General features: G+C 66.2%; 18 protein-coding genes. 7 read left to right on the forward strand and 11 right to left on the reverse strand.

The genetic code is table 11. The annotated features are described in order from the left end of the window. Window positions 1–6: 6 nt before the first annotated feature. The 4 genes from ureC to L0U83_RS03450 all read right to left on the reverse strand — a co-directional run bounded on the left by ureC (window position 7) and on the right by L0U83_RS03450 (window position 3,554). The gene (ureC, locus tag L0U83_RS03435) at window positions 7–1,725 is read right to left on the reverse strand and encodes an urease subunit alpha (RefSeq protein ID WP_233880543.1); all 1,719 of its coding nucleotides are present in this window, start codon (window positions 1,723–1,725) and stop codon (window positions 7–9) included. Between the two features lie 41 nt (window positions 1,726–1,766). Further along, window positions 1,767–2,072 (reverse strand): urease subunit beta, encoded by a 306-nt coding sequence (locus tag L0U83_RS03440; protein WP_233880545.1) that lies wholly within the window; start codon window positions 2,070–2,072, stop codon window positions 1,767–1,769. A gap of 17 nt (window positions 2,073–2,089) precedes the next feature. Then, window positions 2,090–2,392, reverse strand: coding sequence for an urease subunit gamma (gene ureA, locus L0U83_RS03445; RefSeq protein WP_017773123.1), 303 nt, complete (start codon window positions 2,390–2,392; stop codon window positions 2,090–2,092). Window positions 2,393–2,648: 256 nt separating this feature from the next. Beyond that, window positions 2,649–3,554 (reverse strand): urease accessory protein UreD, encoded by a 906-nt coding sequence (locus tag L0U83_RS03450; protein ID WP_233880547.1) that lies wholly within the window; start codon window positions 3,552–3,554, stop codon window positions 2,649–2,651. A gap of 250 nt (window positions 3,555–3,804) precedes the next feature. Here L0U83_RS03450 and L0U83_RS03455 point away from each other — a divergent pair, with 250 nt between their 5' ends. Then, complete coding sequence (locus L0U83_RS03455) at window positions 3,805–4,872, forward strand: purine-nucleoside phosphorylase (RefSeq protein ID WP_233880549.1); 1,068 nt, start codon at window positions 3,805–3,807, stop codon at window positions 4,870–4,872. A gap of 88 nt (window positions 4,873–4,960) precedes the next feature. On the opposite strand, the gene urtE is transcribed toward L0U83_RS03455, so the two are convergent. The 7 genes from urtE to L0U83_RS03490 form a co-directional block, all read right to left on the reverse strand. Then, complete coding sequence (urtE, locus tag L0U83_RS03460; RefSeq protein WP_233880551.1) at window positions 4,961–5,656, reverse strand: urea ABC transporter ATP-binding subunit UrtE; 696 nt, start codon at window positions 5,654–5,656, stop codon at window positions 4,961–4,963. A gap of 22 nt (window positions 5,657–5,678) precedes the next feature. Further along, the gene (urtD, locus tag L0U83_RS03465) at window positions 5,679–6,560 is read right to left on the reverse strand and encodes an urea ABC transporter ATP-binding protein UrtD (RefSeq protein WP_233880552.1); all 882 of its coding nucleotides are present in this window, start codon (window positions 6,558–6,560) and stop codon (window positions 5,679–5,681) included. Further along, complete coding sequence (urtC, locus tag L0U83_RS03470; protein WP_233880554.1) at window positions 6,557–7,786, reverse strand: urea ABC transporter permease subunit UrtC; 1,230 nt, start codon at window positions 7,784–7,786, stop codon at window positions 6,557–6,559. The genes urtD and urtC overlap by 4 nt, the downstream gene beginning before the upstream one ends. Window position 7,787: 1 nt before the next feature. Then, on the reverse strand, window positions 7,788–9,437 hold the full coding sequence (gene urtB, locus L0U83_RS03475) for an urea ABC transporter permease subunit UrtB (RefSeq protein ID WP_233880556.1): 1,650 nt from the start codon (window positions 9,435–9,437) through the stop codon (window positions 7,788–7,790). 113 nt (window positions 9,438–9,550) lie between these two features. Then, entirely contained in the window at window positions 9,551–10,855 is a 1,305-nt protein-coding gene (gene urtA, locus L0U83_RS03480; RefSeq protein ID WP_233880558.1) for an urea ABC transporter substrate-binding protein, read from the reverse strand. Window positions 10,856–11,277: 422 nt separating this feature from the next. After that, complete coding sequence (locus L0U83_RS03485) at window positions 11,278–11,601, reverse strand: rhodanese-like domain-containing protein (protein ID WP_158757209.1); 324 nt, start codon at window positions 11,599–11,601, stop codon at window positions 11,278–11,280. A gap of 60 nt (window positions 11,602–11,661) precedes the next feature. Continuing rightward, window positions 11,662–12,315, reverse strand: coding sequence for a protein-L-isoaspartate O-methyltransferase family protein (locus L0U83_RS03490; RefSeq protein WP_233880560.1), 654 nt, complete (start codon window positions 12,313–12,315; stop codon window positions 11,662–11,664). A gap of 284 nt (window positions 12,316–12,599) precedes the next feature. Here L0U83_RS03490 and L0U83_RS03495 point away from each other — a divergent pair, with 284 nt between their 5' ends. The 6 genes from L0U83_RS03495 to L0U83_RS03520 all read left to right on the forward strand — a co-directional run bounded on the left by L0U83_RS03495 (window position 12,600) and on the right by L0U83_RS03520 (window position 19,582). Continuing rightward, window positions 12,600–13,670: a LacI family DNA-binding transcriptional regulator gene (locus L0U83_RS03495; RefSeq protein ID WP_233880562.1), complete on the forward strand. Its 1,071-nt coding sequence runs from the start codon at window positions 12,600–12,602 to the stop codon at window positions 13,668–13,670. Between the two features lie 111 nt (window positions 13,671–13,781). Continuing rightward, window positions 13,782–15,269: a sugar ABC transporter ATP-binding protein gene (locus L0U83_RS03500; protein WP_233880564.1), complete on the forward strand. Its 1,488-nt coding sequence runs from the start codon at window positions 13,782–13,784 to the stop codon at window positions 15,267–15,269. Next, window positions 15,250–16,272 carry an ABC transporter permease gene (locus tag L0U83_RS03505; protein WP_233880566.1) on the forward strand — a complete coding sequence of 341 codons (1,023 nt, stop codon included), beginning with the start codon at window positions 15,250–15,252 and terminating at the stop codon, window positions 16,270–16,272. Before L0U83_RS03500 ends, L0U83_RS03505 begins: the two co-directional genes overlap by 20 nt. A 102-nt stretch (window positions 16,273–16,374) precedes the next feature. Further along, entirely contained in the window at window positions 16,375–17,343 is a 969-nt protein-coding gene (locus L0U83_RS03510) for a substrate-binding domain-containing protein (protein WP_233880568.1), read from the forward strand. 14 nt (window positions 17,344–17,357) lie between these two features. Beyond that, on the forward strand, window positions 17,358–18,407 hold the full coding sequence (locus L0U83_RS03515; protein ID WP_233880570.1) for a sugar phosphate isomerase/epimerase family protein: 1,050 nt from the start codon (window positions 17,358–17,360) through the stop codon (window positions 18,405–18,407). A gap of 26 nt (window positions 18,408–18,433) precedes the next feature. Continuing rightward, entirely contained in the window at window positions 18,434–19,582 is a 1,149-nt protein-coding gene (locus L0U83_RS03520) for a Gfo/Idh/MocA family protein (protein WP_233880572.1), read from the forward strand. Window positions 19,583–19,740 lie beyond the last annotated feature (158 nt).

Consider the following 19,740-nt stretch of genomic DNA (forward strand, 5'->3'; position numbering starts at 1 on the left):
TAAACTTTAGAACAGGAAGTAACGCTGTGCCATCGGCAGCACCGTGGCGGGCTCGCAGGTGAGCAACTGGCCGTCGGCGACGACCTGGTACGTCTCGGGGTCGACGCTGATCGTGGGCTGCCAGGCGTTGTGAATCATGTCGGCCTTCGTCACGCTGCGGCAGTTGCGCACCGCCACCACGCGTTTTTGCAGACCGTAGCGCTCGGCAATGCGCTTGTCGAGCGAAAGCTGCGAAACGAAAGTGAGCGACGTTTGCGCGAGCGCGCGCCCACGCGTGGCGAACATCTCGCGGTAATGCACGGGCTGGGGCGTCGGAATCGAAGCGTTCGGGTCGCCCATCTGCGCGAGCGCGATCATGCCGCCCTTGAGGATCAGCGAAGGCTTGATGCCGAAGAACGCCGGCTCCCAGAACACGAGGTCGGCCCATTTGCCCGGCTCGAGCGATCCCACTTCGTGCGCGATGCCATGCGTGAGCGCCGGGTTGATCGTGTACTTCGCCACGTAGCGCTTCACGCGGAAGTTGTCGTGGCGCGTGCTGTTGGTACCCCCGTCCTCGGGCAGGGCGCCGCGCTGCACCTTCATTTTGTGCGCGGTCTGCCACGTGCGGATGATGACTTCGCCCACACGCCCCATTGCCTGGGAATCCGAGGAGAGCATCGACAGCGCCCCGAGATCGTGGAGGATGTCCTCGGCGGCGATGGTCTCGCGGCGGATGCGCGACTCGGCAAACGCAATATCTTCGGCAATCGACGGGTCGAGGTGATGGCACACCATCAGCATGTCGAGATGCTCGTCGAGCGTGTTGATCGTGTACGGGCGCGTGGGATTCGTCGAGGAGGGCAGCACATTCGCTTCGCCGCACACCTTGATGATGTCGGGTGCGTGGCCGCCGCCCGCGCCTTCGGTGTGGTACGTGTGGATCGTGCGGCCCTTGAAGGCGGCCACGGTCGCTTCCACGAAGCCCGACTCGTTGAGCGTGTCGGTGTGGATGGCCACCTGCGTATCCGTTGCGTCCGCAACGCTCAGGCAATTGTCGATGGCGGCGGGCGTCGAGCCCCAGTCCTCGTGCAGCTTCAGGCCAATCGCGCCCGCGGCGATCTGCTCTTCGGCGGGCTTGGGCAAGCTCACATTGCCCTTGCCGAGAAAGCCCAGGTTGATCGGCCAGCCATCGGCGGCCTGGAGCATGCGCTCCATATGCCACGGGCCTGGCGTGCAGGTGGTGGCGTTGGTGCCGGTGGCTGGGCCGGTGCCGCCGCCGAGCATGGTCGTCACGCCCGAGGCGAGCGCTTCGTCGATCTGCTGCGGGCTGATGAAGTGGATGTGCGTGTCGATGCCGCCCGCCGTGACGATCTGGCCTTCACCCGCGATCACTTCGGTCGCCGCGCCAATGGGAATCGTCACGCCCGGTTGCACGTCGGGGTTGCCCGCCTTGCCGATCTTCCAGACGCGCCCGTCCTTGATGCCGATGTCGGCCTTCACGATGCCCCAGTGATCGATGATCACGGCGTTCGTGACGACGGTGTCCGCAACCTCCGCGTGCGCTCGCTGCGACTGGCCCATGCCGTCGCGGATCACCTTGCCGCCGCCGAACTTCACTTCGTCGCCGTAGACGGTGTAGTCGCGCTCGATCTCGATGATGAGTTCGGTGTCGGCGAGACGCACGCGGTCGCCGGTGGTCGGGCCGAACATCTCCGCGTAGGCGCGGCGGCCGATCTTCAATGTCATGTCGGATTCCTGATGAATTCGCCGGATTTCGCTGGCCGCGCTCAGAGCGGGCCCATCACGCGGCCGTTGAAGCCGTACACGGCGCGCTCGCCCGCAAGCGCCACGAGTTCCACGGTGCGCTCTTGTCCTGGTTCGAAGCGCACGGCCGTGCCCGCTGCAATGTTCAGGCGAAAGCCGCGAGCGGCTTCACGGTCGAACGAGAGCGCGTCGTTGACCTCGTAGAAGTGGAAGTGCGAGCCAATCTGCACGGGGCGGTCGCCCGTGTTCGCCACTTTCACGGTGACGGTCTCGCGGCCTGCGTTGAGTTCGATTTCGCCGTCGTCGATCAGCATTTCGCCGGGGATCATGGCTGGTTCCTCACGACTCAGGGGATCGGATGGTGAACGGTGACGAGCTTGGTGCCGTCGGGGAAGGTCGCTTCGACCTGGATGTCGGGGATCATTTCGGGCACGCCTTCCATCACGTCGTCGCGCGTGAGCAGCGTGGTGCCGTAATGCATGACCTCGGCAACGGTCTTGCCGTCGCGGGCCGCCTCCATCAGCGCCGCGCTGATGAACGCGACCGCCTCCGGGTAGTTGAGCTTGAGGCCGCGGGCGCGGCGCCTTTCGGCGAGCAGCGCGGCGGTGAAGATCAGGAGCTTGTCTTTCTCGCGTGGCGTGAGCTTCATCGTTCTGGGAAGGTTGGGGCAACGCTGTCGGCCCAGCTTACGGGAGCCAGCGCATTGAAACAAGGCCAGGCGCAGCTTGCGGCCTCGTGCGCGACGCGCACGAATCGATGAAGCTCACAGCAAGGTGTGTGCCAATGAAGGGGACAACGTGGATGCACCAATCTAAAGGCGCGATTGCACCGAATTGGCGTTGCTGCGCTGCGTCACTGTGCGTAAAGGTGCTAGAGCGCACCGCTGCGGTGCGCGTGAAACGTGCTCAGGTCGTCCACAGGCGCAGCGGCGCGGCCTTTACGCCATGCACGAACGGACGCAGCGCCGTCCAGCACTGCGTGAGCGTGTTCTGCAGCGGCTCCATCGAACGCCCGACCACGCGCACGAGCAGCACGCCCGGCGCGATGCAGGTCGCGCCCGAACGCAGCGCGTCGTCGAAGGGCAGGATAGCGGCGAGGTCTTGTGCGAGCGCCTCGTTGCACGCAGGTCCGATCGCCCACAACACGCCGAACGCGGGGTAGCCAGCGAGCCCTTGCGGCGCGTCGCGCAGCGGGTCGTTGGCGTCGATGAGTGCGCGTTCGAGCCAGAGCAGTTGATCGTCGCCATCGCTTTCCGACGCCGCGCGCATCACGCGCGTGAGCGCTCGCACCATGCCCGCCGACCAGCGCTCGCCCGCGGCTTGGCGGCCCAGTTGCGTCGCGTCCCAGCCGATGGCCGTCGCGCCCGCGCCGAGCGTAAGCGCGAATTCGAGTTCAGCGTGCGCGTGATCGAACACGAGGTTGTTCTGCGGCAGCCAGTCGAGCTTCGCGCCTGCGCCCACGCGCACGTTGATGCGCTGGCGCGCCACGCGGCCATTGGACTTGTACCACTTGGTCGCGCCGGGCGTCGTGAGCACGGCGTGAGCGCCATCGCTCACGTTCACGTCGATGTCGAGCCGGTCGCCGCCCGCGATACCCGCGGGCGGATGCACGATCACCGCGTGACAGATCGCGTCGCCTTCGGGGTAGAGCGGTCGTTGCACGCGCAACGGCCCCGCGTGCAGGCGATGGGTGAGCGCAGTGCGCGCGCCCTGGCGCTCGAAGCCGAGCTCGAGCCTCGCGGCCCATTCCTGATGTGCGGTGCTGCGAAACGTGACGTTGGCGAGGGCGGCGTGATCGACGTGGAGCGACATGCGTAGTGGATGGAAGAGGCGGGCAATGGCGTGCAGGATATCACGCTCGCTCGCGTGCGCTGGTCAGGCGCGAGGGTCCCTGCGCGCCAGAACCGATGGCATTTTTTTCTCCGCTTATACTCACTTTCGCCTGAACGGCTCACGCCCAGGTCCCACGCTGCACGCCGAAAAACAAGCACGACATCCGTCGACAACACGGCACGCGATTCACGTCTCGCAACCGCAGTTCTTACATCAAGTGGGGCCTCTTATGCTAAATCGTGCTTTTGGTGCGGTCATTTCCTCGTTGCTCATGGCCGGCGCAGCCGTTGCACCGGCCATCGCGCACGCCGACGACAGCTTCGAGCAGGACGACGGCGGCTCGCATGGCCGTCCGGTCAAGGTGATGATCATTTCGATGTTCGGACCGGAAGGCCAGGTGTGGCTCGATCATCTCGGACCGTGGCAGGACATCACCGTCGCGGGGCTGTCGCCAGACTACCCGGCCGTGCACTGCAATCGTCAGGACGTCTGCGTGATGACGACGGGCATGGGGCACGCGAATGCCGCCGCGTCGATCATGGCGCTGACGTTCTCGCCGCGATTCGACCTGCGTCGTACGTACTTCATGGTGGCGGGCATCGCGGGTATCGATCCGCTTCAGGGGACCGTCGGTTCCGCTGCCTGGGCGAACTGGCTCGTCGACTTCGGCATTCAGTGGGAGATCGACGGACGCGAAATTCCGCAGGGCTGGAACACGGGCTATCTCGGCATCAACACGACGGGCCCGACGCAGAAGCCGCCGCTCGACTATCGCACGGAAGTGTTCCAGCTCAATCCGGCGCTCTCGAACGCGGCATTCGCGCTCTCGCGCAACGTGACGCTCACCGACGACGCGCAGGCGCAAGCCGCCCGCGCCAAATACAGCTATGCGCCCGCGAACCGTCCGCCGACCGTCCTCCAGTGCGATACCCTGGCGGGCGATACATGGTGGTCGGGCACGGACCTCGGTGAGCGCGCGCGGCAATGGACGAAGATCCTGACCGATGGCAAGGGCACCTACTGCACGACGCAGCAGGAAGACAACGCCACCTACGAGGCGCTGACGCGCGCAGCGACCGCGCATCGTGTTGACCTGAACCGTGTCGCGGTGCTGCGCGCCGGCTCGGACTTCGACCGGCCGTACGCGGGCCAGTCGAGCGCCGATAATCTGCTCAACTACGCGTCGCAGGGCGGCTTCACGATCGCGATCGACAATCTGTACCTCACGGGCAATCCGCTCGTGCAGGACATCGTCACGCACTGGGGCGAGTGGCGCGACGGCGTACCGCGGCGCTAGCGCGTTTGCGATGCGCGCCATCCTGTCGGGTTGGTAAAGACAGGATGGCGCACGAATTCCTGAATGTGCGCCGCGCCCTGATGTCCATTCAAACCGCGATCAACTCGCGCACACCATCCGCATCCATGCTTGCGCCCGCACCGCCCGCCACGATCTCGCCGCGGCTCATCACCCAGTAGCGGTCCGCGATGGCCTTGGCGAAGTCGTAGTACTGCTCGACCAGCAGCACCGTCATGTGCATCTCTTCCACGAGCCGCCGCAGCGTGCGGCCAATGTCCTGAATGATCGAAGGCTGAATGCCTTCGGTGGGCTCATCGAGTATCAGCAACTGCGGATCGCTCATCAGCGCGCGGCCGATGGCGAGTTGCTGCTGCTGGCCGCCCGAGAGGTCGCCGCCACGCCGCGCCTTCATGTCCTTGAGCACGGGAAAGAGTTCGTAGATATGCGCGGGCACGCTTGACGGCATGCGTTTCTTGCTCGCCGCGCCCACGAGCAGATTCTCTTCGACGCTCAAACGCGGAAAGATATCGCGCCCTTGCGGCACGTACGCGAGGCCGTGCGCGACGCGTGCATGCGTGGGCAGCTTCGTGAGCGCCTCGCCGCGCCAGGCGATCGCGCCGTTCTTCGTCGGCACGACGCCCATGAGGCAGCGCAGCAGCGTGGTTTTGCCCACGCCGTTGCGCCCGAGCAGCACGGTGAGTTCGCCCTCGGGCACCGTCATCGAGACGTTGCGCAGGATGTGGCTGCCGCCATAGTACTGATTCAGAGATTCGATAGTTAGCATGGCGAATAATGTAGTTTGTGCCCTAGCGACCCAGATACGATTCGATCACCGTTTCGTCGCGCTTGACTTCGTCGAGCGTGCCGTGCGCGAGCACGCTGCCTTCGGCCATCACCGTCACACGGCCCGCTTCACCCGCGAGCGCGGCGACGAACTCCATGTCGTGCTCGACCACCATCATCGAGCAGGTGCCGCGCAAGCGGTTGAGCAGCGTAGCGAGTTCCATGGTTTCGTCGTCGGTCATGCCGGCGGCGGGCTCGTCGAGCAGCAGCAGTTGCGGCTTTTGCATGAGCAGCATGCCGATTTCGAGCCGCTGCTTCTGGCCGTGCGAAAGTTCGCCCGCAAGGCGCCGCGCGTCGCTCTCCAGCCGGATCACTTCGAGCGTTTCCTCGATCTTCGCCTGCGCTTCGCGCCCCAGGCGTGCGCGCAGCGTGGCGAACCAGCCCTTGTCGGCTTTCATCGCGAGTTCGAGGTTCTCCCACACGGGATGCTGCTCGAACACCGTGGGCTTCTGGAACTTGCGGCCAATGCCCGCGCGCGCGATGGCGGGCTCGTTCATGCGCGTGAGGTCGAGCGTCTGCCCGAGGAACACCTTGCCCGAATCGGGCGCGGTCTTGCCGGTGATGACATCCATCATCGTGGTCTTGCCGGCGCCGTTCGGGCCGATCACGCAGCGCAACTCGCCCACGTCGATCACGAGCGAGAGCTTGTTGAGCGCGCGAAAGCCGTCGAAGCTCACGGTCACGTCTTCGAGATAAAGGATCGTGCCGTGCGAGATATCGATCGCGCCAGGCTCCACCACGTGCCCGAGATGCGCCACGCCCGAGAGGGCGAGTTCGTCGTCCTTGAGGGCGTCGTCGAAGGGGTTGTGGTTGAGCGGGTCGTTGAGCAGGATATGTCCGTTCATGGGCGTTCGCTCCGCGCAGTGGTCCGGTCATTGATCCGCGCAGTGATCCGCGCGGTGATCCGATTACGGATGAGGTCGATGAGTCCCATGATGCCGTTGGGCAGAAGGAGCGGCACGAGCACGAACATGAGGCCCAGGAAGAACAGCCAGTACTCGGCGAAATGCGCGGTGAAGAAGCTCTTCGCGCCGTTCACGGCGAAGGCGCCGATGATCGGCCCGATGAGCGTGCCGCGTCCGCCCACGGCCACCCAGATCGCCATTTCGATCGAGTTGCCGGGCGACATCTCGCTTGGGTTGATGATGCCGACCTGCGGCACGTAAAGCGCGCCCGCGATGCCGCACAGGATGGCCGAGACGGTCCACACGAAGAGCTTGTAGCCAAGCGGGCTGTAGCCGAGAAACATGAGGCGCGTTTCGCCGTCGCGCACGGCGGTCACGACGCGCCCAAGCTTCGAGGTGACGATCGCGCGCGCGCCGAGAAACGCAAGCACGAGCACGGCGAACGTCAGCAGGAACAGCACGGTGCGTGTGCCCGGATGCGTAATCGGCATGCCTGCGATGCGTTTGAAGTCGGTGAAGCCGTTGTTGCCGCCGAAGCCCGTTTCGTTGCGGTAAAAGAGCAGCATCGCGGCGAACGTCATGGCTTGCGTGATGATCGAAAGGTAGACGCCCTTCACGCGCGAGCGGAACGTGAAGAAGCCGAACACCCAGGCGACCACGGCGGGCGCAAGCACGACGAGCAGGAGTGCGTACCCAAGGTGCTCCGTGCCTTGCCAGTACCACGGCAGCGCGTGCCAGTCGAGAAACACCATGAAGTCGGGCAGGTCGCTGCCGTACTTGCCGTCGTGACCGATCTCGCGCATGAGGTACATGCCGATGGCGTAGCCGCCGAGCGCGAAGAACAGACCGTGACCGAGGCTCAGAATGCCGCAATAGCCCCACACGAGATCGAGCGCGAGTGCCGCGATCGCGTAGCACATGAGCTTGCCGCCTAGCGTCATCGCATAGGCGGAAAGATGCAGCGCGCTCGATTGCGGCAACACGAGCGCGCAAAGCGGCACGCCCACGCCGATCGCGAGGATCAGCACGATGAGCGCAAGCCATGCGCGCGGCGAGAGCAGAGCGGGCCGCGCGGGCAAGCCGAGTGCAAAAGTCTCGGTGCGCTCGCCGGGCGTATGTGGCGCGCCCAGCGTGTGGCGCGGCGAAGTGGAAGTGACGCTCGTCATGTCATGCCTCCGCGCTGCGGCCCTTGAGGGCGAACAGCCCCTGCGGACGCTTCTGGATGAAGAGCACGATCAGCACGAGCACGGCGATCTTCGCGAGCACGGCGCCCCAGAACGGCTCGATGGCCTTCGAGACGAGCCCGAGACCGAAGCCGCCGATCACGGTGCCCGCGATCTGTCCGACGCCGCCCAGCACCACGGCCATGAACGAATCGATGATGTAGCTCTGGCCGAGATCGGGGCCGACGTTGCCGATCTGCGAGAGCGCACAGCCGCCCAGGCCCGCCACGCCCGCGCCGAACGCGAAGGCCCACGCATCCACGCGTGCGGTGCGCACGCCCACGCAGGCGGCCATGCGGCGGTTTTGCGTGACGGCGCGCACGAAGAGGCCAAGACGCGTCTTTGTGAGCACGGTCCACGCAATGCCCACCACGATCAGCGCGAACGCGAGGATCGCCAGGCGGTTGTACGGCAGGATGAGGTTGGGCATGACGGTTACGCCGCCGCTCATCCACGAGGGGTTTTCGACCTGCACGTTCTGCGCGCCGAAGATCATGCGTGTGGCCTGAATGAGAATGAGGCTGATGCCGAACGTGGTGAGCAGCGTTTCGAGCGGGCGGCCGTAAAGATGGCGGATCACGAGCCGCTCGATCACGGCGCCCACGAGCGCTGCGGCGACGAACGAAGCGGGAATCGCGAAGAGCGGATACCAGTCGAACGCGCCGGGCGCATAGCGCTGCACGAGCGTTTGCACGACATAGGTTGCGTACGCACCGATCATGAGGAATTCGCCGTGCGCCATGTTGATGACGCCGATGAGCCCGTAGGTGATGGCAAGACCCAGTGCCGCGAGCAGCAGCACGCTGCCAAGCGAGAGGCCCGCGAACAGCGTGCCGGCGATCTCGCTGCGGCGCTGGATCGAATCAAGTGACTCGATGCCCTGAAGGGCTGCGGCGCGCACGTCGGCGTCGGGCTCGTTGTATGCGCCGCTCGCGTTCTTCGCGACGAGCGGGCGCAGCAGTTCGTACATGTCGAGGTCGTGGCGCGCCGCGACGAGCTTCGCCGCTTCCAGACGCGTTGCCGCGTTCGGATCGTGCAGCGCCGTCATGGCCCAGAGCGTGTCCAGGCGCCGCTTGAGCGCGGGATCGGTTTCCTTCGCGCGCGCCGCGTCGATCAGCGGCTTCATGGCCGGGTCGGGGTTCTTCAGCAGCTCGCTGATGGCGGCACGTCGCGTTTCCAGGTCGGGCGAGGCGAGTTGCAGGCCCGAGACCGCGCCCGCCACCTTCGAGCGCAGGAGGTTGTTCAGCGTGATGGGCTGCGCGCTTGATGCGACGTTTGCGGCGACGCGCTTGCCCGTTGCGGCGTCGCGGGCGCTTTGTCCATCCGCGCCGTCCTGCACGAGCACTTCGCCGGAATCGGTCGCCGTGACGCTGTCGTCCGCGAGCGCTTTCAGGAGCGCAAGCGAGGCGGCGTCGTGCGTGGCGATGAGCTTGTCGATGGCCGCGGATTTCGCGTCGAAGTCGTCGCCGCCAAGCGGTGCGACGTCGGCTGCATCGAGTGCGTGCGCGCCAGTGCATAGCGCCGAGAAGAGCGCAGCCGCGGCGAGCGCGTGGCGCAAGCCCGCGCGCGCGTACCTCGGGAGTGAGAGAGCCATGATGTTTTCTTTTGGTGCGGACCGCAGCAAATCGGCCAGGCCGTGATGCCGCGGCCCGTAGACAGGGCACGCAAGCCCGCGCCGGTCGATCCCGGCGCGGGCGAAGGAGAACGTCAGGCCACGCGCGAGCGGCGCAGGAAGGCGGGCAGCGGGTTGGAAGTGACCACGTCAGGCTTGCCTTCGTTGCCGGCGATGAAGGGGCTCCACGGTTGCGCGCGCACAGCGGTCTTCGTTTTCCACACCACGTTGAACTGGCCGTCGCCGCGAATCTCGCCAATCATCACCGGCTTGTGCAGGTGATGGTTGCCGTCCATCGTGAGGGTGAAGCCCGAAGGCGCCGCCACGGTCTGGCCGATCATGGCCACGCGCACCTTGTCGACGTCCGTGCTCTTGGCCTTCTCGACGGCCTGCTTCCACATATGGATGCCAACGAACGTCGCTTCCATCGGGTCGTTGGTCACGCGCTTGGCGCCACCGGGCAGGTTGTTCGTCTGCACCCAGGCTTCGAACTGCTCCTTGAACTTCGTGTTGTTCGGGCCTTTCACCGACATGAAGTAATTCCACGCCGCGAGGTGTCCCACGAGCGGCTTCGTGTCGATGCCGCGCAACTCTTCCTCGCCCACGGAGAACGCGACCACGGGCACGTCGGTGGCCTTGATGCCCTGATTGCCGAGCTCCTTGTAGAACGGCACGTTCGAGTCGCCGTTGATGGTCGAAACGACGGTGGTCTTGCCGCCTTGCGAGAACGTCTTGATGTTCGCGACGATGGTTTGATAGTCGCTATGGCCGAACGGCGTGTAGACCTCCTGAATATCGCTGTCGCTCACGCCCTTCGAGTGCAGGAACGCGCGCAGGATCTTGTTGGTCGTGCGCGGATACACATAGTCGGTGCCGAGCAGGAAGAAGCGCTTCGCGCCGCCGCCTTGCGCGCTCATCAGGTATTCGACGGCGGGAATGGCCTGCTGGTTGGGCGCCGCGCCCGTGTAGAAGACGTTGCGCGACATCTCTTCCCCTTCGTACTGCACGGGGTAGTAGAGCAGGCCGTTGAGTTCCTCGAACACCGGCAGCACCGACTTGCGCGATACCGACGTCCAGCAGCCGAACACGCAGGCCACCTTGTCCTGAGTGAGGAGCTGGCGCGCCTTTTCGGCGAACAGCGGCCAGTTGGAGGCCGGGTCGACCACCACGGGCTGGATCTGACGCCCCATCACACCGCCGTTCTTGTTGATGTCGGCAATCGTCATCAACGCGGTGTCTTTCAGTGAGGTCTCCGAAATGGCCATCGTGCCCGAGAGCGAATGCAGGATGCCGACCTTGATCGGGCCGCTGCCGGTGTCCGCGTGCGCGAACGGCATGCGCCCCGCTGCCGCGAGTGCGCCCGACATCGTCCCGAGTTTCAACAGACTGCGACGTTTCATTTTTGTGCCTCTTGTCCGTGAGTGAGTCGTGGGCCGTGGCGCGTGGTCGTTTGTCGTCTTGCGCGCCGCCCGGTGTGTGTGGCGTGTCTTGCGCACACCCTTCTGCAAGCGTTGTGCCAGCGCGAAGGTAATGACGGAGGCTTGCCCCATAAGGCGTGCACCGATGCGTGGTGCATCGGTACGTGCGCGGCGGGCGGGCGATTGTGGTGCAGTGAGACGCATGTTCGGGCGCGCTGCATCGTCTCAGTGCGTGCATGCATGAGCCGAAGCGGGCGGTGCGGCAGGGCGCGCTGCATCGTTGTGCATGAGCGCAGCGCTCGTGCAGAGCGAAGTGGAGCGCATTGGACCTGAGCGCGCGGTCGAGAAATGACAAAGGGCGCGGCCTTGAGCCGCGCCCTTTCGTTAAGCTGGCGTGCGCCTGTTTAGTACGTCGGCACCTTGGGGTCGACCTGACGCGACCAGGCGTCGATGCCGCCTTGCAGGTTGAACACCTTCGTGTGGCCGCGCGATTCGAGGAACATCGCCACCTGGGCGCTGCGCGCGCCGTGGTGACAAATGCAGACGATCTGCGCCTCGTCGTCGAGTTCCTCGCTGCGTGCGGGGATCTCGCGCATAGGGATCGACGTGCTGCCGGCGATCTTTGCCGTTTCGATTTCCCACGGCTCGCGCACGTCGAGCAGCACGGGGGCCTCGCGGGTGGTGTCAGCGAGCCATTCGGCGAGGGCGGGGGCGGTCAGATTCTGCATGGAACACTCGATCGGGTAAAAGGCCGGGCCACCGCGAAAGGCGCCCGGCGATACGACAGGTTAGAACTTGAAGCGCGGCGGATGCACGGCGTTTTGCAGCGGTTCGACATACGTCTCGAACACGCCGGCAATGCGGTACTGCTTCTCGTCGATGCGCGTGATGATCTGCGCTTCCATGACCGGCGCGCCGCCCACGAAAGCGGCCAGACGGCCGCCCACCTTGAGTTGCTCGAGCAGTTCCTGCGGCACGACCGGAAGGCCCCCCGAGACGCAGATCACATCGTACGGCGCATTGGCGGCCCAGCCGCGCGCGCCGTCACCGAGCACGACTTCGGCGTTCAGCACACCGTTCCTGACGAAGTTCGCGCGCGCGAATTCGGCGAGTTCCGTGTCGATCTCCACCGTCAGCACCTTCTGCGCGCGGTGCGCGAGCAGCGCCGCCATGTAGCCGGAGCCCGCGCCGATTTCCAGCACGCTCTCGTGCTTTTTCACCGCGAGTTCCTGCAGCACGCGCGCTTCGACGCGCGGCGCGAGCATGTGCTGGCCGTTCGGCAGCGGCAGTTCGAGGTCGGCGAACGCGAGGGCGGTGTAGGCCTCGGGGACGAAATGCTCACGCTTGACGATCGAGAGCAGGTTCAGCACGTCCTGGTCGAGCACTTCCCAGGGGCGAATCTGCTGTTCGATCATGTTGAAACGCGCTTGTTCGATGTTCATGGTGACTCGGCGTTGTGGTCGGGATCGGTTCGTGTCAAAGCCCGGCAAAAAGGGCGTCGGGCAATCGGAGAATTGTAGCAAACCGGCTTCTGGCCCGGCCGCGCCGCCGGCAGCGGGAAGCGGTTCCGGGGCGTTTAACGGATCGGTGTTTGTCCTGGCTTCGTGAGCCTTGCGGTTTTGCGGTTCTCGTACCAAAAATGTAATCGATTACATTTTGCGGCGCCTGAAGGCCCTCACGCCTGAGCCGCCGCTCCTTTCCGAACCGGTCACGATCGCCTTCGCCCATGTCCGCTCGTTCGTCCCGATCCACGCAGCCGCAGCACGAAGAAGCCAGCGCCAGCGCCGACGACGCCGCGCGCGGGGGCTCGATCGCGGCGGTGGCGCAGCGCGCGGGCGTCTCGGTCGCGACGGTCTCGCGCGTGCTCAACGGCCATGCGAACGTGCGCGCCGCGACGCGCGAGCGCGTGCTCGCCGAAATCGAGACGAGCGGCTATCGCGTCAACGAACTCGCGCGCAACCTGCGCACCGCCGAAAGCCGCCTGCTCCTGACGATGGTGCCCGACTTCGGCAACCCGTTTTACGCGGAGATCGTGCGCGGCATCGACAGCGTGGCACGAGCGCACGGCTTTTTCCTGCTGCTGTGCGACACGGGCGCCGACGCCGGGCGCGAGCGCAGCTACTTCGACCTGCTGCGCCGCCACCGCGCGGACGGGGCGATCTGCCTCGACCCGGCAACTGTGCAGCACGCGCTCGCGGCTGAATCGACGGCGCTGCCGTGGGTGGCGTGCTGCGAGTTCGATCCGGACGTGGGCGTGCCGTACGTGGGCATCGACAACTACCGGGCGGCCCACGACGCCGTGCGGCATCTGATCGCGCGGGGGCGGCGACGTGTCGCGCTCATCAACTCCGATGAGCACTACCTCTACGCGCAGCAGCGGCGCGACGGTTGGCGCGATGCGCTCGATGAAGCGGGCATCGCGATGCGCGACGCCTGGCGCGTGAACGTGAACTGCCTCGACTACGACGCGGGCGCGCAGGCCGCCGCCGCGCTCATGCAGTTGCCGGCAGACGAGGCGCCCGACGCGATCTTTGCGGTATCGGACACGCTCGCGGTGGGTGTCGTCAACGGCTTGCGCGGCGCGGGGCGGCGCGTGCCGCACGACGTCGCCGTGGTCGGCTTCGACGATATCGCGCTTGCCGCGCAGATCGACCCGCCGCTCACGACGATCGCGCAGCCCATGCGGGAGCTGGGCGAGACGGCCGCGCGGCTGTTGCTGCAGCGTTTCGCCGACCCGCGCGCGAGCGTGCCGGGCGTGCTGCTGCCGCATCGGTTGGTGGTGCGCGAGAGCGGGTGAAGTCGGCAAACGTAAGCGAACACATAGCAGGGGAGACCAGCGGTGTCGAGGCAGGCGGCGCAAGCCGCCTGCCGAAACCCGCAGACAAGGCCACTGGAGGAGCGCACGCGCATGAGCGTCGCCGTGAAGTTCAACGACATCCGCAAGGACTTCGGTCCCGTGCGCGTGCTGCACGGCGTGAGCTTCGAGCTGGCGCCTGGGCGCATTCACGGGTTGCTGGGCGAGAACGGCGCGGGCAAGTCCACGCTCATGAAGATCCTCGCGGGCTACGAAGCAGCGAGCGCGGGCGAGATGCTGGTGGATGGCGTGGCGCGCCGCTTCGAAGGCTCGCGTGAAGCCGAGGCCGCCGGCATCGTGCTGATCCACCAGGAGTTCAACCTGGCCGAGCATCTGACGATCGCGCAGAACATCTTCCTCGGCCACGAGAAGCGCAAAGGCTGGCTGGTGGACGACGCCGCCATGCGTCGCGAGGCGCGCGACCTGCTTGCGCAGGTGGGACTTGCGCGCGACCCGGACGTGAAGGTGCGCGAGCTGATCGTCGCCGAAAAGCAGCTCGTCGAGATCGCCAAGGCGCTTTCGCGCCACGCGCGCCTGCTCATCATGGACGAGCCCACGGCCACGCTCACGCCCGCCGAAACCGCGCGCCTTTTTGCGCTGATGACGAAGCTGCGCGCCGCCGGCACGACGCTCGTCTACATCTCGCACAAGCTCGACGAGGTGGAGCGCATCACCGACGACGTGGTCGTGATGCGCGACGGCCGCTTCGTGGCCGCGAGCGCGACGGCGGGGCTTGCGCGCCAGCAGATGGCGAACCTCATGGTGGGCCGCGACGTCTCCGACATGTTTCCGCAGATCTGCGCAGCGAGCGCAGATGCGCGCGTCGCACTGCGCGTGACGAATCTCGCCGTGCCGGGCTGGGTCGAGGATCTCTCCTTCGAGGTGCGCGCGGGTGAGATTCTCGGCTTCGCGGGGCTCGTGGGCGCGGGGCGCAGCGAGGCGTTCGAGGCGATCGTGGGTTTGCGCGAGAAGCACGCAGGCGAAATCGAGATCGACGGCAGCGCTGTGACGCTGCGCCACCCGCGCGACGCGATGCGCCACGGCCTCACGTACCTGAGCGAAGACAGGAAAGGACGCGGCCTGCACATGAATCTCACGCTGCAGGACAACCTCACGCTCATGACGCTCGAACGCTACGGCCATCCGCTGCTCGACCTCAAGGCGGCGCGCCGGGCGCTTGAAAAAGCGGTGCGCGAATTCGGCATCCGCACCGGCGACCTCGACAGCCGCGCGCGCATGCTCTCGGGCGGCAATCAGCAAAAGCTCGCGCTCGCCAAGTTCCTGCAGCCCGACCCGCGCGTGATCGTGCTCGACGAGCCCACGCGCGGCGTGGACGTGGGCGCCAAACGCGACATCTATTTCCTGATCCAGCGGCTCGCGGCCTCGGGGCGCGCGGTCGTCGTGATCTCATCCGAACTCGTCGAGCTGATCGGGCTCGCGCATCGCGTGGCCGTGATGCGCGCGGGCCGCCTCGTCGCCACGCTCGGACGCGAACATCTGAACGAAGAGGAGCTGATCGCTCATGCAACCGGCACCCACTGACGCGCCCACCGAAACCCGTGGCGCGCGCTCGGCCGCAGCGCGATTCGTGCACCGGCTCGCGGGCGTCGGGCCGCTCATCGGCCTGATCCTGCTGTGCGTGCTCGGCACGCTGCTCAACCGGGATTTCGCCACCGCCGGCAACCTGCTCAACGTGCTCACGCGCACCTCGTTCATCGGCATCATTTCCGTGGGCATGACGTTCGTGATCATTTCGGGCGGCATCGATCTTTCGGTTGGGTCGATGGCCGCGCTCATCGCCGGCGTGATGATCTGGGTGATGAATACGCTGGCCGCAAGCGAGCATGCGATTGCCCCTCTGGCCATCGTCGCGATCGGCATGGCGATCGCGCTCGTGCTCGGTGCGGTGTTCGGGCTCGCGCATGGTCTGCTGATTACGCGCGGGCGCATCGAGCCTTTCATCGTGACGCTCGGCACGCTCGGCATCTTCCGCTCGGTGCTCACGTGGCTCGCCGACGGCGGCGCGCTCACGCTGCAGAACAATCTCGTCGATCTGTATGGCCCGGTGTATTACGCGAGCCTGTTCGGCATTCCGGTGCCCGTGTGGGTGTTCGCGTTCACGGCCGCGGGCGGCGCGCTCATTCTCAACCGCACGGCGTTCGGGCGCCACGTGCAGGCAATCGGCTCGAACGAGCAGGTCGCGCGCTACGCTGCGATCCGCGTCGATCGCGTGAAGTGCGCAACGTATGTGCTGCTGGGCGTGTGCGTGGGTGTCGCGACCGTGCTCTACGTGCCGCGCCTCGGCTCCGCTACGCCGACGACGGGTTTGCTGTGGGAGCTGGAGGCGATCGCCGCCGTCGTGGTGGGCGGCACGGCGCTCAAGGGCGGAGAGGGGCGCGTGGCGGGCACCGTGGTCGGCGCGGTGCTGCTCTCGGTCATCGCCAATATTCTCAATCTCACGAGCATCATCAGCGTGTATCTGAACGCGGCGGTGCAGGGCGTGGCGATCATCGCGGTCGCCTTCCTGCAGCGCGGCAGACGATAAGGATGTCGAAGCAGATTCGGCAGGGCAGTCGGGAAGTCGAAGGAGGCAGCGAAAACTCAACGCAAGAACGGGCACGGGCCCGCACGAAAAGGAGACGGCATCATGAAGAAGATGATTCGAACGATGTGTGCGGGCGCGCTGGCGCTTGGTGTGGCGGCGACGTTCGGTGCGGGCGCGGCGCGCGCCGACGACAAGGTCACGCTGGGCGTGGCGATTCCCACTGCCGACCACGGCTTCACGGGCGGCATCGTCTGGTGGGCGAATCAGGCGAAGAAGGATCTGGAAAAGGCGCATCCGGACCTCAAGGTCATCGTCAAGACGGCGGCGAACGCGCCCGATCAGGCGAACCAGTTGCAGGACCTCGTGACCGTCAACAAGATCAACGCGCTCGTGATCTTCCCGTATGAGTCGGCTTCGCTTACGCAGCCGGTCGCGCAGGTGAAGAAGCAGGGCGTGTACGTGACGGTGGTCGATCGCGGCCTGACCGACACGAGCGCGCAGGACGCCTACGTGGCGGGCGACAACACGGCGTTCGGCAAGATCCCCGCCGAATACCTCGCGAAGCAACTGGGCGGCAAGGGCAATATCGTCGCGCTGCGCGGCATTCCCACCACGCTCGACAACGAGCGCTGGAGCGCGTTCACGTCGGTGCTGAAGGACTATCCGGGCATCAAGATCCTCGACGCGAAGTACGCAAACTGGAACCGCGACGACGCGTTCCGCACGATGCAGGACTACCTCACGCGCTTTCCGCACATCGACGCCGTCTGGGCCGCCGACGACGACATGGCCGTGGGCGTGCTCAAGGCAATCGACCAGGCCAAGCGCAACGACATCAAGATCGTGTTCGGCGGCGCGGGATCGAAGGAGATGGTCAAGCGCGTGATGGACGGTGACCCGCTCATCAAGGCCGACGTGTCGTATTCGCCGAAGTTCATCTACGACGCGATCAAGCTCACGGCCGAAGCGCGCTTGCAGGGCAAGTCGCTGCCGCCGACGACGATCATCCCTTCCGTGCTGATCACGAAGGAGAACGCGAAGCAGTTCTACTTCCCGGATTCGCCGTTCTAAGTACGGGGCTCGCGATGAAGACGATCAAAGGCCCAGCCATATTCCTCGCGCAGTTTCTCGGCGACGACACGCCGTTCGACAGCTTCGGGCACATGGCCGGCTGGGCGGCCCAGCTCGGCTACAAGGGCATCCAGGTGCCCACGGATGCGCGCCTCGTCGATCTCGCGCAGGCGGCGTCGAGCATGGCGTACTGCGACGACCTGCGCCAGCAGGCCGACGACGCGGGCGTGACGATCACCGAGCTATCCACGCATCTGCAAGGACAGCTCGTGGCCGTGCATCCCGCCTACGACACGCTGTTCGACGGTTTCGCGCCGCCGCAGGTGCGGGGCAATCGCGAAGCTCGCACGGCGTGGGCCGTCGAGCAGATGATGCTGGCCGCGCGCGCCTCGAAGAATCTGGGGCTCAGCGCGCACGTGACGTTTTCGGGCGCGCTGGCGTGGCCGTACTTCTATCCGTGGCCGCAGCGGCCGGCGGGTCTCGTCGAAGCCGCGTTCGATGAACTCGCGCGCCGCTGGCGGCCGATCCTCGATGCGTTCGATGCGGCGGGCGTGGACGTCTGCTACGAACTGCATCCGGGCGAGGACCTGCACGACGGCGTGACGTTCGAGCGCTTCCTTGCGGCCGTAGGCGATCATCCACGCGCGAACATCCTCTACGACCCGAGCCACTTCGTGCTGCAGCAACTCGACTACCTCGCGTTCATCGACATCTATCACGCGCGCATCAAGGCCTTTCACGTGAAGGACGCCGAATTCCGCGCGACGGGCAAGCAAGGCGTGTATGGCGGCTACAGCGGATGGGTCGAGCGCGCGGGGCGCTTTCGCTCGCTCGGCGACGGGCAGATCGACTTCGGCGCGATCTTTTCGAAGCTCACGCAGTACGACTATCCGGGCTGGGCCGTGCTCGAATGGGAGTGCGCGCTCAAGCATCCGCACGACGGCGCGCGCGAGGGTGCCGATTTCATCAAGCGGCACATCATCCGCGTGGCCGAGCATGCGTTCGACGACTTCGCGGGCAGCGGCGTCGACGCGGCGCAGGTGAGGGGCGTGCTGGGTCTCTGAACGCGTTTCTCGTGGGAGCGAAGGTAATGACACGAAGACTCAGGCTCGGCATGGTGGGCGGCGGCGAGGGGGCGTTCATCGGCGCCGTGCATCGCATAGCGGCCCGTCTTGACGATGGTTTCGAACTCGTCGCGGGCGCCCTGTCGTCCGATGCGGCGCGCGCGCAGGCGAGCGCCGAGGCGCTCGGCCTCGCGCGCAGCTATGCCCACTGGCGCGAGATGGCGAGCGTGGAAGGCGCGCGCGAAGATGGCATCGACGCGGTGGCCATCGTCACGCCGAACCATCTGCATGCGCCGGTTGCGCATGCGTTCATGGAGGCGGGCATTCACGTGATCTGCGACAAGCCGCTCGCGGTCTCGCTCGCCGAGGGCGAAGCGCTCGCGCAGCACGCGCGCGAGGCGAATCTCGTGTTCGCGCTCACGCATACGTATTCGGGCTATCCGCTCGCGCGGCATGCGCGCGAACTGGTCGAGGCGGGCGAGATTGGCGACGTGCGCATCGTGCAGGTCGAGTACGCGCAGGACTGGCTCGCCAACCCTGTCGAGCGCGGCGGCGCAAACCGTCAGGCCATCTGGCGCACCGATCCCGCGCTCGCGGGGCCGGCGGGGTGTCTGGGCGATATCGGCACGCATGCTTATCAGCTGGCGGCGTTCGTGAGCGCGCTCGTGCCGGAGTCCCTCGCGGCTGACGTGCATACCTTCGTGCCGGGCCGCCGCGTGGACGACCACGTTCAGGCCATGCTGCGCTACGCCAACGGCGCGCGCGGCATGCTGTGGGCGAGCCAGGTGGCGAGCGGCGCGGAGAACGCGTTGCGGTTGCGCGTGTATGGCACGAAAGCGGGCCTCGCGTTCGATCAGGAGGAGCCCAACGTGCTGTGGTTCACGCCCCAGGGCGGCGAGGCGCAGCGCCTCACGCGCGGCCGCGTGACGGGGGCCGCCGCGCGGCACGCCACGCGTGTGCCGCCGGGGCATCCGGAAGGCTATCTGGAGGCGTTCGCGCAGCTCTATCGAGACGCCGCCGCGCAGATCCACGCGCGCGAGGCGGGCGTGGCGGCGCCGCCCGAGAGCCGGCTGCTGACGACAGTCGACGATGGCGTGGAGGGATTGCGCTTCATCGAGGCCGTGCTGGCGAGCAGCGCGGCGGGCGGCGCTTGGAGGAGCATCGTGCGGCCGTGACTGGCCATTCGGATGAATTGAGCGCGTAGGGCCTGGCAACGAAACTTGCGACATGTTTAGCCCACTTCAAAGGTAAAGCATGTCTAACGTCATTCAATTGCATTACACTGCGTATTCGACGAGGTCAGCGTCAAGGTCAACGACCAAACCAGGGAGTG

Source organism: Paraburkholderia flagellata, from assembly GCF_021390645.1.
In the GTDB taxonomy this organism is placed as follows: Bacteria; Pseudomonadota; Gammaproteobacteria; order Burkholderiales; family Burkholderiaceae; genus Paraburkholderia; species Paraburkholderia flagellata.